At 70.3% G+C, this 14,385-nt stretch carries 16 protein-coding genes, 1 tRNA gene and 1 riboswitch; of the genes, 9 read left to right on the forward strand and 8 right to left on the reverse strand.

Annotation, left to right across the window (positions count from 1 at the left end):
* The first annotated feature begins 54 nt into the window (after positions 1–54).
* On the forward strand, positions 55–1,434 hold the full coding sequence (locus G569_RS52055; protein WP_037499635.1) for a flavin monoamine oxidase family protein: 1,380 nt from the start codon (positions 55–57) through the stop codon (positions 1,432–1,434).
* Positions 1,435–1,503: 69 nt separating this feature from the next.
* Positions 1,504–2,436 (forward strand): class I SAM-dependent methyltransferase, encoded by a 933-nt coding sequence (locus G569_RS59070; protein WP_211233099.1) that lies wholly within the window; start codon positions 1,504–1,506, stop codon positions 2,434–2,436.
* Positions 2,437–2,480: 44 nt separating this feature from the next.
* Here G569_RS59070 and G569_RS0127720 read toward each other — a convergent pair.
* A tRNA-Pro gene (locus G569_RS0127720) sits at positions 2,481–2,554 on the reverse strand.
* 81 nt (positions 2,555–2,635) lie between these two features.
* Positions 2,636–2,710: riboswitch (cyclic di-GMP riboswitch) on the forward strand.
* Positions 2,711–2,814: 104 nt separating this feature from the next.
* Between G569_RS0127720 and G569_RS59075 the strand changes: the two genes are divergently transcribed.
* Genes G569_RS59075 through G569_RS0127740 form a run of 4 tightly spaced genes read left to right on the forward strand, consistent with a single transcriptional unit; the run spans position 2,815 to position 5,671 of the window.
* Positions 2,815–3,456: a CAP domain-containing protein gene (locus G569_RS59075; RefSeq protein WP_053227066.1), complete on the forward strand. Its 642-nt coding sequence runs from the start codon at positions 2,815–2,817 to the stop codon at positions 3,454–3,456.
* Positions 3,457–3,474: 18 nt separating this feature from the next.
* The gene (locus G569_RS0127730; RefSeq protein ID WP_028065848.1) at positions 3,475–4,686 is read left to right on the forward strand and encodes a DUF1015 domain-containing protein; all 1,212 of its coding nucleotides are present in this window, start codon (positions 3,475–3,477) and stop codon (positions 4,684–4,686) included.
* 29 nt (positions 4,687–4,715) lie between these two features.
* Entirely contained in the window at positions 4,716–5,108 is a 393-nt protein-coding gene (locus G569_RS0127735; RefSeq protein WP_028065849.1) for an OsmC family protein, read from the forward strand.
* Between the two features lie 53 nt (positions 5,109–5,161).
* Positions 5,162–5,671: an NUDIX hydrolase gene (locus G569_RS0127740; protein ID WP_084285666.1), complete on the forward strand. Its 510-nt coding sequence runs from the start codon at positions 5,162–5,164 to the stop codon at positions 5,669–5,671.
* A 130-nt stretch (positions 5,672–5,801) separates the two neighbouring features.
* On the opposite strand, the gene G569_RS0127745 is transcribed toward G569_RS0127740, so the two are convergent.
* Together G569_RS0127745 and G569_RS0127750 are read right to left on the reverse strand one after the other, a co-directional pair.
* Complete coding sequence (locus G569_RS0127745; protein WP_028065851.1) at positions 5,802–6,254, reverse strand: Rossmann-fold NAD(P)-binding domain-containing protein; 453 nt, start codon at positions 6,252–6,254, stop codon at positions 5,802–5,804.
* Positions 6,239–6,493 carry a hypothetical protein gene (locus G569_RS0127750; RefSeq protein ID WP_028065852.1) on the reverse strand — a complete coding sequence of 85 codons (255 nt, stop codon included), beginning with the start codon at positions 6,491–6,493 and terminating at the stop codon, positions 6,239–6,241. Before G569_RS0127750 ends, G569_RS0127745 begins: the two co-directional genes overlap by 16 nt.
* Before the next feature lie 140 nt (positions 6,494–6,633).
* Here G569_RS0127750 and G569_RS59080 point away from each other — a divergent pair, with 140 nt between their 5' ends.
* Positions 6,634–8,187, forward strand: coding sequence for a S8 family peptidase (locus G569_RS59080; protein ID WP_157592363.1), 1,554 nt, complete (start codon positions 6,634–6,636; stop codon positions 8,185–8,187).
* Here G569_RS59080 and G569_RS0127760 read toward each other — a convergent pair.
* The 5 genes from G569_RS0127760 to G569_RS0127780 all read right to left on the reverse strand — a co-directional run bounded on the left by G569_RS0127760 (position 8,184) and on the right by G569_RS0127780 (position 12,604).
* Positions 8,184–8,702, reverse strand: coding sequence for a YbhB/YbcL family Raf kinase inhibitor-like protein (locus G569_RS0127760; protein WP_053227068.1), 519 nt, complete (start codon positions 8,700–8,702; stop codon positions 8,184–8,186). The two genes, G569_RS59080 and G569_RS0127760, sit on opposite strands and share 4 nt — an antisense overlap.
* A gap of 17 nt (positions 8,703–8,719) precedes the next feature.
* The gene (gene trxB / locus G569_RS52075; protein ID WP_053227069.1) at positions 8,720–9,730 is read right to left on the reverse strand and encodes a thioredoxin-disulfide reductase; all 1,011 of its coding nucleotides are present in this window, start codon (positions 9,728–9,730) and stop codon (positions 8,720–8,722) included.
* Positions 9,731–9,744: 14 nt separating this feature from the next.
* A complete protein-coding gene (locus G569_RS0127770) occupies positions 9,745–10,854 on the reverse strand; it encodes a lysylphosphatidylglycerol synthase transmembrane domain-containing protein (protein ID WP_028065854.1) in 1,110 nt (369 codons plus the stop codon).
* Positions 10,851–11,780 carry a phosphatase PAP2 family protein gene (locus G569_RS0127775; protein ID WP_245602567.1) on the reverse strand — a complete coding sequence of 310 codons (930 nt, stop codon included), beginning with the start codon at positions 11,778–11,780 and terminating at the stop codon, positions 10,851–10,853. Before G569_RS0127775 ends, G569_RS0127770 begins: the two co-directional genes overlap by 4 nt.
* Before the next feature lie 83 nt (positions 11,781–11,863).
* On the reverse strand, positions 11,864–12,604 hold the full coding sequence (locus tag G569_RS0127780) for a gamma-glutamyl-gamma-aminobutyrate hydrolase family protein (protein ID WP_028065856.1): 741 nt from the start codon (positions 12,602–12,604) through the stop codon (positions 11,864–11,866).
* A 37-nt stretch (positions 12,605–12,641) separates the two neighbouring features.
* Between G569_RS0127780 and G569_RS0127785 the strand changes: the two genes are divergently transcribed.
* Together G569_RS0127785 and coxB are read left to right on the forward strand one after the other, a co-directional pair.
* On the forward strand, positions 12,642–13,424 hold the full coding sequence (locus tag G569_RS0127785; RefSeq protein WP_028065857.1) for an enoyl-CoA hydratase-related protein: 783 nt from the start codon (positions 12,642–12,644) through the stop codon (positions 13,422–13,424).
* Positions 13,425–13,474: 50 nt separating this feature from the next.
* On the forward strand, positions 13,475–14,371 hold the full coding sequence (coxB, locus tag G569_RS52080) for a cytochrome c oxidase subunit II (RefSeq protein WP_169542259.1): 897 nt from the start codon (positions 13,475–13,477) through the stop codon (positions 14,369–14,371).
* The last annotated feature ends 14 nt before the right edge of the window (positions 14,372–14,385 follow it).

Here is a 14,385-nt window from a genome sequence, read left to right on the forward strand (position 1 = left end):
GATCGACGGATCTCGTGGAGCGCGCCGGCCGCATGCTCGGCGACGCTGGTAAGCATGCGAACCTTCGATGCCGATGTGGTCGTCGTCGGAGCCGGTCTGGCCGGCCTCGCGGCGGCGCGGACATTGACCGACGCCGGGCGCTCGGTGATCGTCCTCGAGGCCCGCGACCGCGTGGGCGGCCGGTTGCTCAACCACGAGCTCGCCGGCGGCGGGATCGTCGAGGTCGGCGGCCAGTGGGTCGGGCCGACCCAGCTGCGCGTCAACGAGTGGATCCGCGACCTCGGGCTCGAGCTCTTCGAGACCTACGACGAGGGGTTCAACCAGTTCGAGTACCGCGGCCGGCGCTCCCGCTACCGGGGCGCGATCCCGAAGCTGAACCCGGTCGTGCTCGCCGACGTCGCGCAGGCGCAGGCGCGGCTGGACCGCATGGCCTCCTCGGTGCCGCTCGACGCGCCTTGGCGAGCGCCGAAGGCCGAGCAGTGGGATGCCATGACGGTCGCGACGTGGATGCGACGCCACACCCGCACCGGCGGGGCGCGCGGCTTCTTGACGTTGTTGTGCGAAGCCGTGTGGGCCGCCGAACCGGCCGACCTCTCCCTGCTCCACTTCCTGTTCTACATCCACGCCGCCGGCGGTCTCGACCTCCTGATCTCCACCGACGGGGGCGCGCAGCAGCACCGCGTCGTCGGCGGCTCGCAGCGGATCGCGTCGCGAGCGGCCGAGCGCCTCCAGGACGGCGTCGTGCTCGACGCCCCGGTCAGGAAGATCGTCGACACCGGCGAGGCGGTGACGGTGGTCGGAGATGACGTGGTGGCGCGGGCCGCGCGGGTGATCGTCGCGATCCCGCCCACCCTCGCCGGGCGCATCCACTACGAGCCCGGGCTCCCCGGATGGCGCGATCAGCTCACCCAGCGGGTCCCGCAGGGCTCGGTCATCAAGTGCATGGCCGTCTACGACGAGCCGTTCTGGCGCGCCGAGGGCCTGTCGGGCCAGGTCACCAGCACGGACGGCCCGGTCAAGGTCGTCTTCGACAACACGCCGTCCACGGGCGGCGTGGGGGTCCTGCTCGGGTTCCTTGAGGGCGCCCAGGCCCGCTCGCTCGGGCGCGTCCCGTCCGAGCAGCGTCGCGACGCGGTCATCGCCTGCTTCGCCCGCTTCTTCGGCCCCCGCGCGGCTGAGCCGGTCGAGTACGTGGAGCGCTCCTGGGCCGAGGAGGTCTACACGCGCGGGTGCTACGCGGGCTACCTGACCCCTGGGACGTGGACGTCGCTCGGCTTCGCGCTGCGCGAGCCGTGCGGACGCATCCACTGGGCCGGCACGGAGACCGCCGAGGTCTGGAACGGCTACATGGACGGCGCGATCAGCTCCGGCGAACGCGCCGCCCGCGCCATCCTGAGCACTGGCACGCGCCGGGAAACCATGGGACTAGCCTGAAGGCCAGGGCGCAACTCCGGAACCTCTCATTAGCGTGCGCGCAGTTCTCTGAGAGGGAAAGGTGTGAACGTGACTCGCCCAGCCGTGCCGCAGGAAGACGTCGGGGGTCTGCTCAAGCGGGCGATCGAACCCGACGCCGACGGGCTGTTCCGGACCCTGCCCGAGACCGAGGAGCTGCGCGCCGAGAAGCGCGCGGTCCAGGACTTCTACGACGAGACCGGCTGGCAGCAGGACGAGGCGGGCGTGTTCGCCGACACCGCCCTGTTCGTCGACCCGCGCCCGCGCGTCGAGGCCTACATGGCGCGTTGCCGCGCCCGCGTGAAGGGCCACCTGCCCGCGGGCGGCCGCCACCTGCTGGACGTCGCGTGCGGTCCCGTGCACTTCCCCGAGTACCAGGCGTACTCGAGCGGCTTCGACACGCGGGTGTGCATCGACCTCTCGAGCGTCGCCCTGCGCGCCGCCCGCCGCAACCTCGGCGACCACGGCGCCTACATCCAGGGCGACATCACCGCGATGCCCTTCAAGGACGACACGATGGACGCCGTCGTCTCCATGCACGCGCTCTACCACGTGCCCAAGGACGAGCAGGCCAACGCGTTCCGCGAGATCCACCGCGTCCTCAAGCCCGGCGGGACGGCCGTCGTCGTCTACTACTGGCAGACGCCCTCGTGGCGCGACCTGCCGCCGCTCTCACGCCTCGCCGTCCTCCCCGTGCGCGTCGTCCAGAAGGGCCTGCGCAAGCTGCGCCCAGTGCAGGCCTCAGAGAGCGAGAACCAGCTCTACTACTTCGCCCACACCCGCCAGTGGTTCGAGCAGCAGGACTGGCCCTTCGAGGCCCAGATCCTCTCCTGGAGCGCCGTCAACACGGACACGCTGCGCCGTTTCATCCCGCGCGGGCGGATCGCGCAGCCGATCCTCGCCGGCCTGTACCGGCTCGAGGAGAAGCTCCCGCGGCTGCTCGGGCGCTACGGGCGCTACCCGATGATCGTCATCCGCAAGTAGCTCGCTGACCGGGCCGGAGCGCGCCGCTCCGGCCCCGATCCACATCGGGGCGCCGGGATTTGAACCCGGGACCTCGTGCTCCCAAAGCACGCGCGCTACCAAGCTGCGCCACGCCCCGTCTGGACCAGTATCGCAGTGCCTCACCCCCTGGAGTGAAGGTTTCGGCGTGCCTGCCGATGACAGGGGCACAGGTTCCACTTCCCGATAAGGGCAAACCGTCCGCGAGGACGGGGCGCAAAGCCACGGGGCTCACCGAGCTAGCCGGGTTGCCGAAGGAGAACGTGCCAAGGAATGGCATGTCGGGTCGAACGGAATCGCCATAGACCCGACACACCCGCGATCGACACGGAGGTCGCCGCCGTGCCCGCACGAAACCTGATGACTCGCTTCCTGCCCGTTGCCGCGATCGCGGCCGGCCTGCTCGTCGCCTCGCCGGCGGCGGACGCGAAGAACAAGAAGAAGGACAAGCCGGTGATCGCGAAGATCGCGCTCGGCGACAAGCGGGCGAAGAAGGCGCACGCGTCGGCGAAGGAGCCGAAGGCGAAGACCTCGCAGGTCACGTGCCAGAACACGACCGTGCTGCCGACGGCGCAGAACCTGGAGCTGGTGCGGGCGGCGATCCTCTGCCTGCACAACCAGATCCGCGCGCAGAACAACCTGCCGCTGCTCAAGGACAACGCGAAGCTGCGCAAGGCCGCGGTGGGGCACTCGGCGGACATGGTGGGCGAGGGCTTCTTCGACCACACGAGCCCGAACGGCGACTCGTTCGTGGACCGCATCCTCGACGCCGGCTACGCCAAGCGCAACGACGGCTGGACGCTGGGCGAGAACCTGGCCTGGGGCACGGGCGACCTGAGCTCCGCGCAGGGCGTCATGGACGCATGGATGAACTCCGCCGGCCACAAGGCGAACATCCTCAAGCGGGCCTATAAGGAAGTCGGCATCGGGATCAAGCTCGGCGTCCCGAGCGACGACGGCGTCGGCGCCACCATCACCACCGATTTCGGCGCGAAGTTGTAGCTCTAGACTCGGCTGGAGATGGCCGACGTCGAACCCCTGAACGCCCTTCACTACGACCTGTCGAAGGTCGGAGGCCTCCAGCCGGTGGCCGCCCCGCCCTACGACGTGATCGACGCGGCCCAGCGAGCCGAGCTCCTGGGCCGTTCGCCGTACAACGTCGTCGAGATCGACCTGCCGCAGAACGGCTCAGACATCTATGGGCACGCGGCGGAGATCCTCACCCGCTGGAACGACGAGGGGATCGTCGTACGTGATTCCGAGCCGGCCCTGTGGGCGCTCGCCCAGGACTACACCGGACCGGACGGGACGCAGCGCACCCGCCACGGGGTGTTCGCGCGCGTGAAGGTCACCGACTACGGCCCCGGCCGCATCCGCCCGCATGAGCGGACCCACCCGGGCCCGAAGGAGGACCGGCTGCGGCTCACGCGCGCCACGCGCGCGAACCTGTCGCCGATCTTCAGCCTGTTCGACGATCCGGACAACGCGGCCTGGAACGCGGTGGCGGCGTTCACGACCGACGAGCCGTGGGGCACCGTCACCGACGAGGACGGCACCACCCACAAGCTGTGGCGGATCGACGACGCGAACGCGATCGAGGCCTACAAGGCCGCGCTCGCCGGCACGGAGCTGCTGATCGCCGACGGCCACCACCGGTACGAGACCGCGCGGGTCTACCACCAGGAGAACGCGAAGGCCGACTATGTGCTGATGTGCCTGGTCGCGCTGCAGGACTCCGGCCTGACGGTCTTCCCCACCCACCGTCTCGTCCAGGGCGACAAAGTCGCGCTCAACGCCGCGATCGAGCGCGACTGGACCACCGAGCCGCAGGACACGCTCTCGATCGGCTACTACGCCGACGGGACCGAGAAGACGCTCTATCTCAAGGACTGGGCGCTCGCGGACGCGGCACTCGAGGGCAAGCCCGAGCCCTACCGCCGGCTCGACACCGCCGTGCTCGAGGCGCTGATCCTCAAGGGCGCGCTCGGCATGTCCGAGGACGACATCTCGCACTTCAACGGCCTCAACTACGCGCGCACGCCCGAGGAGGCGAAGGCCAAGGTGGACGCCGGCTCCTTCGACGCCGCGTTCCTGATGACCGCGACCCCCGTCGAGCGGGTACGTGACGTCGCGGCGGCTGGGGAGAACATGCCGCCGAAGTCGACCTACTTTTTCCCGAAGGTGCTGACGGGGATGGTGTTCAATCCCCTGGAGGAGACATGGCCCTCATAAACCGATCCCAGCAAGCCGTATCCGGGGCGATGCGGGCGATCGCGCGCAAGCGCGAGCGCTACACGCATGACGTGAAGGCCGGCCGGCACACGATCACCGTCGACGAGCCGGAGAAGCAGGGCGGGCAGGACATGGGTCCGAGCCCGCAGGAGCTGCTGGCGGCCAGCCTCGCGTCCTGCACGGCGGTGACGATGGAGATGTACGCCGAGCGCAAGGGCTGGAACGTCGACGGGCTGGAGGTCGACTGCCGCTACTCCCCCGCCGAGCGCGGCTGCCCCACCCGCTTCGAGCTGATCATGCGCATGCCCGCCCACCTGAGCGAGGAGCAGGTCGAGCGGCTGCAGGTGATCGCGGCCAAGTGCCCGGTGCACCGCACCCTCGAAGGCGAGGTCGCCTTCGACGAGCGGGTCGAGCTGAACTGACGAGTCGGGAGGATCTGGCCGCCAGGCTCCTCACGCCCGAGGAGTCGCTGGCGATGGAGGTCCACGGCGGCCGGACCGACTCCGCCGTGCTCGTTCCGCTGTTCACGAACGGGGACGGGCGCGTGCACGCGGTCTTCACCAAGCGCCGCCACGACCTCAAGCGCCACGCGGGCGAGATCTCGTTCCCGGGCGGGCGCCGCGACGAGGGCGAGACGCTGGTCGACACGGCGCTGCGCGAGGCCCACGAGGAGGTCGGCCTGCCGCCGCGCGCGGTCGAACTGGTCGGCGCGCTGGCGCCCGTCGGCACGTTCGTCACCAACTACGCGATCTATCCGTTCGTCGGGCTGATCGAGCCCGGCTTCGAGTGGATCGTGCAGGAGGCGGAGGTCGCGCAGGTGCTCGAGTTCGCGCTCGACGACCTCCAGGCGGGTCACAGCCTCAAGCGGATGGTGCGCCGCGGGATGGCGTTCAAGACCGACGTCTACGAGGTCGACGGCCACCTGGTCTGGGGCGCGACCGCCCGCATCCTGGGCGATCTGCTGTTCAGGCTAGGGGCTCGTTGACGAATGGTCGGTCCGACCGATGTGGTGCAGCCGCCAGTGGCTCGCGACGCACGCGCTCGCGATGCGGCTCTCCGGGCCGTGAGCAGCGCGAAGCGCCGCGGATGCGCCGCAGCGGGCGCACCGTTATTCGTCAACGGGCTCCGAGGAGCCGGTCCACAGCCGCGACCGCTGCGCTGATCCAGTCGTCCGCGAGCGGGTCGCCGTCGAGCACCTCGAGCGGGATCTGCCAGGTCTCGGCGGACGCGCGGGCGATCGCCTCGCCCTCGGGCAGCATGCCTTCGTAGACCACGCCCCGCACCGGGGTGTCGACCAGCTTCTCCCAGAACATCCGCAGCCGGCCGGCGTGCAGGTCGGCGTCCTCGATCGTCCCCGTCAGCCAGCAGACGACGGTGACGCCGTGCAGGGCGTCCATCAGCGTCGCGATCCGGTCGGGGTCGCCGACGTAGGCCTCGGCCCCGGTCGCGGCGATCTCGGCCGCGTGGGCGCCGCGCGTGGTCCCGCGCACGGCGTGGCCGGCGGCACGGAGCTCGCGGGCCAGCGCTCGCCCGCGCTCGCCGCACGGGACGATCAGGACCCGCGCCACTCGTTCTCGATGTCCTCGAGCGTGCGCTCGGGCTTGCCGCGGCGGCGCCGGATCTCGTTCTGCGCCTCGATCATCTGCGCGACGTCGTCGATCTCGTTCTCGGCCTCGACCTGCGGTGAGCGGGTGGGTTTCCAGTCGAGGATGTCCAGCGCGGAGCGCTTGGAGAACACGCCCAGCAGGATCGTCGTCGCGAGCAGCGCGAACACGATCAGGCAGGACACGACGGTGAAGACATCCACCCGCCGAGTGTAGGCTCGAGGGGAGGCGCCGCTCCGATTGCGGCGCTCGCGTGTTGCCTGCCCCTGTGACCCGAGCTTTCGCCGCAGCCGTTGCCGCCTTGCTGTTCCTCGCGCCCTCCGCGGTCGCGCAGGATCTGCCGATGAAGCTTCCGGGTGCGGTCACAGCCTCCGCTGCGCGTGCGGATCCTGACACCTGGATCGTCGGTGCCCGCGCCGGGAGGACGGCCACCGCGATCGCCCAGCGCTTCCACGCCCGCCAGTTCGGCTTCCCGCAGACCGGCAGCTACACGGTCGCGCGCGGCCAGGCGCGGGCGTTCGCGGCGGAGCTGAAGGCGCACAAGCTCCTGTACTACGCGGAGCCGAACGTGCTGCGGCGCACGCTGCGCGCGATTCCGGACGACCCGCTCTCGGGCCCGCCCAACGACTGGCGCAGGATCGTCGCCGACCCGGCGCTCACGCCGCCGCCGGTCACCCCGACGAGCCCGGCGATCGCGCTCGTGGACGCCGCGGCCGACATGACCCACCCCGAGTGGACGGGCGACCCGAACGTGGCCACGCTGCCCGGCACGCCGGTCACGGACTCGCACGGCACGGCGACGATGTCGGTCGCGGTCGCGCCGCAGAACGGGATCGGCATCCTCGGCGTGTGGCCGGGCGCGCGGGCGCTCAACGTCCCGCTGGCGACCGTCCCGGGGACCGATGGCGAGATCAGCTGCGACGCCTCGGGCGACGGCATCGCCAAGGCCGTCCAGAACGGCGCGTCGGTGATCAACATGAGCTACAGCTCGCCGTCGCGGTGCGCGGCGGAGTGGGTGCAGATCTACTTCGCGATCGCCAAGGGGATCATCCCGGTCGCGGCCGCCGGCAACGAGTTCGAGGAGGGCAACCCGATCGAGTTCCCCGCCTCGCTCCCCCACGTCGTCACCGTCGCCGCGACGACCCGCGACGACAAGAGCGCGGAGTTCTCCAACGCCAACGCCGCGATCGATCTGAGCGCACCGGGTGTGGACATCATGACCGCGGTCCCGCTCGCCCTCCCGGACCCCGACAAGGCCCAGGACGGCTACTCCGTGCAGAGCGGGACGAGCTTCAGCGCGCCGATGGTCTCGGCCGCGATCGCGTGGGTGCGCGCCGCGCGGCCCGACCTCACACCCGACCGCGTCGTCCAGGCGATCCGGCTGGGCGCGCGTGACGTCGAGAAGCCCGGTTGGGACCCGCTGACCGGCTTCGGCGTCCTCAACGTCGGCAACTCGCTCGATCTGCCCGAGAGCAAGCTGCCGATCCACGACCCGCTCGAGCCCAACGACAACATCGTGTGGGTGGACGGGACCGCGTTCGGCAAGCCCGCCCCCGCGGTGTGGAACGGCGGGACGCCTGCCCGCGTCAACGGCCTGCTCGACAACCAGGAGGACCCAATCGACGTCTACCGGATCGTGATCCCGGGTCAGAAGACGGCCAAGATCTCCGTGATCCCGCGCTTCGGCGACCCGCAGGTGGAGGTCTTCACCTCCTCGGCGATCTCGGTCAATGACGAGGACCGCCGCGTCGCCTACGGGCACAAGGCCGGAGCGAAGAAGACCGAGCGCGTCTCCGTCCGCAACGGCGGCAAGAGCAAGCACTCGTACTACATCGCGATCAGGCCCCAGGGCAACTCGCGCTACCAGGAGCGCGAGTACACCCTGCGCGTCGGTTAACCCGCTCGTTGGTAGGTGCCGGTGAAGGTGCCGCGCGCGAGCGCGCCCTTCAACTGCGCCTGGACCGCCTCCGGCGAGGCCCCCGGCTCGAGCGTCAGGCCCTTGTTGAGGGCGTAGAGGCTGAACGCGTAGTGGTGGGCGTCGTCGCCCTTGGGTGGGCACGGCGGCGTCCAGCCGACCTTGCCGGCCGAGTTCTTGCCTTCCTTCAGGCCGGCCGGGAACTCGCCGTTGGGGGCGAGGCCGCCGCCGGGGGCGGCGGAGATGCCCCACGCCGTCCAGTGGGTGAAGGTGCCGTTCGGCGCGTCCGGGTCCTGGACGACCAGCACGAGCTCGATCGCGCCTTCGGGCAGCCCGCGATACGCGAGCGTGGGCTTGGCGCCCGCCCCGTCACACGTGAGCTCCTTCGGGATCGCGCCGCCGTCCTTGAAGTTCGGCGACGTGAACTGGATCGTGTCCGGAGCTGTGGGGAGCGGTTCCTCGGGCTTGTCGTCGCCGCCGCAGCCCGCGAGGGCCACGGCGGCACAGACGGCGGCTAGAGCTTTGCCGGCGCCCACTGCGCTTCCGCCAGGTCGCCCGTGCCCTCAAGGGCGGCCGGCGTAGGGACCGCGGGGTTGTCGCGCAGGTACCACTCGGCGTCGAGCGCGGCCATACAGCCGGAGCCCGCCGCGGTGACGGCCTGGCGGTAGGTGCTGTCGCACAGGTCGCCGGCGCCGAAGACGCCTGGGACGTTGGTGCGGGTGGACTTGCCCTCGGTCTGGACGTAGCCCTCGGCGTCGGTACCGACGACGCCCTGGACGATCTCGGACTGCGGCTCGTGGCCGATCGCGATGAACGCGCCCGCCATCGGCAGGTCCTCGGTCTCGCCGGTCTCGGTGTTGCGCAGGCGCGCCTTGCAGAGGACGCCGCTCTCGTCGGGCAGGAACTCGTCGACCGTGAACGGGGTCTTGAACTCGATGTTCTCGGTCGCGCGGGCGCGCTCGAGCATGATCTTCGACGCGCGGAACTCGTCGCGGCGGTGCACGATCACGACCTTCGAGGAGAACTTGGCGAGGAAGATGGCCTCCTCCATCGCCGAGTCGCCGCCGCCGACGATGATCGTCGCGCGGTCCTTGTAGAAGGCGGCGTCGCAGGTCGCGCAGTAGGAGACGCCGCGGCCGCCGAGCTCCTCCTCGCCGGGCACGCCGAGCTTCTTGTGCTCCGCGCCCATCGCGAGGATCACCGCGCGCGCCTTGAACTCCTCGTCCTCGATCCAGACGGTGTGCGGCTCGCCGTCCTTGCCGGGCTCGAACTTCGTGGCGTTGTCGGTGATGAACCGCGTGCCGAAGCGCTCCGCCTGGTCGCGCAGGTCCTGCATCATCTCCGGACCCATGATCCCCTTCGGATACCCGGGGAAGTTCTCGACATCGGTGGTCTGCTGGAGCAGGCCGCCCCACAAGAAGCCCTCGATGACCAACGGGTTCAGATTGGCTCTAGCCGTGTACAGCGCCGCCGTGTAACCGGCCGGCCCTGAGCCGATGATGATCACGTTCTCGACGTCTGCCATGGTTGCCTTTCCGCTCACGCTTTACTTTGTATAGTAGCGCCGCGCTCGCGTTCGTTACGCCACTCCTCGACACGCGTCCGCAGCCGGAAGAACGCGATCACACCGGGCACCAGCGGCAGCCAGAACGTGAACGCCCGGAAGACGAGCACGGCCACCACGGCGAGCCCGGCGTCGATCCCGAACGCCGCGAACGCTCCGATCATGCCACCTTCCACCCCGCCCACTCCACCGGGGATCGGCAACAGGTTCCCGAGCATGCCGACGAAGAACGCCTGGATGAGGACCGCGACCGGAGGCGCGTCGCCGAACGCCTGGAACGCGGCCCAGAGGACGGCGATCTGGAAGAACCAGAACAGGATCGCGCCGAGCAGCGCGGGGTTGCGGGAGCGGATGTGGCGCAGCGCGTCGTGGAGGCCGGCGGACGTCGCGGCGGGGACGGTCGCCAGCTTCTTGGTCACGCGCCCGATCTGCCCGGTCCGCCTGGCGAAGCCGTCGAGGCGACGCTGGAGGTCGGTCGGGACGAGCAGGATCAGGCTCGTCAGCCCCATCAGGATCAGCGCGATCACGGCCGGGACCGCGGTCATCGTCAGCGGCGCCTCGCCGGGGAAGATCCCGAACTCGAGGCCGAAGCCGCAGATCACGACCGCCGCGGCGTACGGGAAGTAGGTCAGCACGAGGAAGCTGATCGTCTTGTCGGCGACCTCGCGCTTGCGCATCCCGGCCGCGCGCAGCGCCCACGCCTGCAGGACCAGCCCGCCCGCGCCCCCGGCGGCGAAGATCCGGCTCGCCGCGAGGCCCGCCATCGTGATCAGGTAGCTCTCGCGCCGGCCGATCCGCTCGACGTGCCCGAAGACCCCGCGGAACAGCTCGACGTAGCCGCCGAACATGCCGAACGTGAGCGCGAACGCGAGCACGATCCAGCCCGGCGAGCCGTCCTCGATCCGGTTCCAGGTGTCCTCGAGGCCCGCGAGGCGCGGCAGCAGCAGGTAGAGCGCGAGGATCATCGCGGCCAGGAACCCGCACAGCGTCAGGATCGTCCGGCCGTTGAGCTCGAGGCCGCGGTCGTCGTCTTCCTCGTCGCCGGGCGGCTGCGCGTCCACCAGCTGCTCCGGCGCTTTGGTCACGCTTGCGCCTTGGCCTCGAGTGCCTGGAGTACTCGCGTGAGTGAGCGCGAGACCGGGATGAGCCGCGGCTGGGCGCGCTGGATCGTCTCCGCGAGCGCGAGCCCGGCCGCGAGGTCGACGACGTAATGCTCACCGAGGTAGACGAGCGCCATGCCGAGCGTGGCGGCGTAGGTCCACCCCAGCGCGCCCGCGACCTTGCCGGTGTCGCTGAGCACGTGCGCGGCCGTCACGGACGTGGCGAAGTGAAGCGAAGGCATGGCGGCCAGCGGATTCCCCCCGAGGACACCGTAGAGCGGCCCCCAGCTCTGCTTCCAGAACTGCTGTCCGTATTCGACCATCATGCGCCGCAGCTCCGGCGTGCGCCCGTCCTCCATCAGCCCCTGCTGCGCGGCGTACCACGGCGGGGCGGTGGGGATCGCCCAGTAGCCGATCACGCCGAGGTCGAACGTGGCGTAGACCCGCGCCGCCGCCGCCGGGAACTGGTCGCGGTGCTTGAACAGCACGTACGCGACGGTCCCGTGCGGGAACGCGAACCAGACCCAGTGCGACCAGACGAGCACCTTCTCCCACGTCCGGAAGCGGTCGGGGTGCGCGAGCCGCCGCTGCAGCCGCAGCGTGGGCGTCGTGCCGCGCCCGATGAACCGGTCCGCCTTGACGGGGTACTCCACGCGCACCCGCGCCATCAGCTTCTCGGGGTCGTCGTTGGGCATCTTGTACGTGACCAGGTACGCGTACATCTGCAGCGCGCACATCCCAACGTCCCGCGCGCGCGAGCGCGGGAACACGGCCAGGGCGAAGGGCGTCGCTGCGGCGGCGGTGATCACAACGGGGGGCTTTAGGCGGAGCCGGCGGCGGAGCAACGGCGCCGCTAGGCCGGCGGCGAGCACCGTGCAGGCGGCCGCGCGGATGGCGGTCGAGCGGGGCACGGAGCGGCGAATATATCGGCGCGGGCGGACGGGGCAGGTTCGGGCAGCCCCCGTACGGGGTTATGGACCGCTGGTGAGAGCGGTCATCCGACGGACGCCGGGACCCGCGCGGCTTCGGCCGTGAACGCGCGGACGACGCGGGAGCGCGGGTCGACCTCCGGGTGCCATTGGACACCCAGGGCCCATCGCGACTCCGGCACCTCGATCGCCTCGACGAGGTTGTCGAGCACGCTCCACCCCGAGGCGACGACGCCCTCGCCCAGCGCGGAGACCGCCTGGTGATGGTGGGACTTCGTTGCGTGACGGATCTCACCGCAGGCGCGGGCGGCGAGCGAGTTCGGCTCGAGCAGGACGTCGTGGTCGGCGTTGTCGAAGGAGCCGAGGGCGCGGCGGTGGTCGGTGTGGCCGACGTCGTCGGGGAGGTGCTGGACGAGCGTCCCGCCGAGCGCGACGTTGATCAGCTGCATACCGCGGCAGATGCCCAGCACCGGCAGGTCGCGCTCGAGCGCGCGCAGCGTCAAGGCGATCTCCGCGTGGTCGCGGTCCGGGCGGGTGTTGATCGTCTTCGGGTGGCGTTCGTCGCCGTATGTCTTCGGGTCGATGTCCGCGCCGCCGGCCAGGACGAGGCCGTCGAGGCCCTCGAGCACGTCGTCCGGGTGGTCGGCGATCCAGGCGTCCGGCGGGACCATCAGCGCGACGGCGCCCGCCCGCTGCAGGGCGTCGACGTACGCCCGCGAGAGCAGGAAGGCCTCGCGATCCCATACCGTCCACCGGGCTCGTTCCAGCGCGGCACACAGTCCGATCCGTGGTCTGCGAGCGTGCATTCTCCTGGAACTACCCACCTTCACGAGGATCAAGACGATGACAGTTCAGACCGAGCGCCACGGCGCGGTGATGACCATCAGGCTCGACCGCCCGGAGTCGATGAACGCCGTCAACCTCGAGCTCGGCAACGACCTGCTCCAGGCGCTCGGCGAGGCCGCGAACGACGACGAGGTCCGCTCCGTCCTGCTGACCGGCAACGGTCGCGCGTTCTCCTCGGGCGCCGACCTGCGCTCCGGCTTCGAGCCGACCGAGAGCGGACATCCGAACGTCCAGAAGGCCCTGCTCGAGCGCTTTCACCCCATCATCCTCGCCCTCCGCGAGATGCCGAAGCCGGTGGTCGCGGCCGTGAACGGCGCCGCGGCGGGCATCGGCTGCTCCTTCGCGCTGGCATGCGACCTCATCATCGCGGGCGAGTCGGCGTATTTCCTGCTGGCGTTCGTGAACATCGGCCTCGTTCCCGACGGCGGCTCCTCGTTCCTCATCCCCGAGCGGGTCGGGTTCGCCCGCGCGGCGGAGATGGCGATGCTCGGCGAGCGCATCCCCGCGGCGAAGGCGGTCGAGTGGGGGCTGATCAACCGCGCCGTCAGTGACGAGACGCTCATGGAGGACGCGGCGGCGCTCGCCGACCGGCTCGCGAAGGGCCCGACGCGCTCCTACGCCGGCACCAAGCGCCAGCTCAACGCCTGGCAGTTCTCCCGCATGCAGGCGCAGTTGGAGCTCGAGGCGGGCATCCAGCAGGAGATGGCGCAATCGCGCGACTTCGTGGAAGGAGTGGCGGCGTTCGTGGAGAAGCGTGAGGCCCGGTTCGACGGTCGCTGAGCTGACCGCGCGGCGAAGGCGTCCACTTGCTCCATATACTCCCGGCCCTCGTGCCTGAAGGACGATTCCGCCGGCTCCTGCTCGCGCTGCCCGCAGCGCTTGTCGCAGCCCTACTTGCCGCCCCAGCCGCCAACGCCGGCCTGCTGTTCCCTGAAGCGGGCGGCTCGCCGAACGCCGACAGCATCAAGACGCTGTACATCATGGTCTTCGTGCTCGCGCTGTTCATCTTCGCGGGCGTCGAGGGCACGCTCCTGTACTCGCTCTGGAAGTACCGCGCCCGCAAGGGCCGCCAGGCGGCGCAGATCCACGGCAACACGAAGCTCGAGGTCGGCTGGACCGTGGGCGCGGCCGTGATCCTCATCTTCATCACCTTCTTCACGTTCCTCAAGCTCGGCGCGATCAAGGATCCGAAGCCGTCCGTCGTCGACGCCAACGGCAACGCGGTCGCGATGACCGACAACATCCAGGTCGCTTCGACCGACATGCCCGCGGTCAAGGGCCCGACGCTGAAGATCGCCGTCAACGGCCAGCAGTACGTGTGGCGCTACAGCTACCCCGGCAACGACCGGCTGCTCGTCTACACGGACATGGTCGTCCCGGTCGGCATGACCGTCCTGCTCGACATCACCGCCGACGACGTCGTCCACTCATGGTGGATCCCGAAGCTCGGCGGCAAGATGGACGCCGTCCCCGGCTACACGAACAAGACCTGGTTCCAGATCCCGCCGAGCGCCCTCAAGGACGGGCAGAAGCAGGTGGTCTTCACGGGCCAGTGCGCCGAGCTGTGCGGCCGCAACCACGCGAACATGTACGGGCGCGTGATCGGGATGCGCATGGCGGACTACAAGAAGTGGTACGCGCAGAAGGTCCAGGAGGTCAAGACGGCCCGGACCGACGTCGCGAAGCAGCAGAAGGCCTTGCAGGCCGAACAGACCGAAGGCCAGTAAGAGGGATCTGAACC

Source organism: Solirubrobacter soli DSM 22325, assembly GCF_000423665.1.
Taxonomy (GTDB): Bacteria; Actinomycetota; Thermoleophilia; order Solirubrobacterales; family Solirubrobacteraceae; genus Solirubrobacter; species Solirubrobacter soli.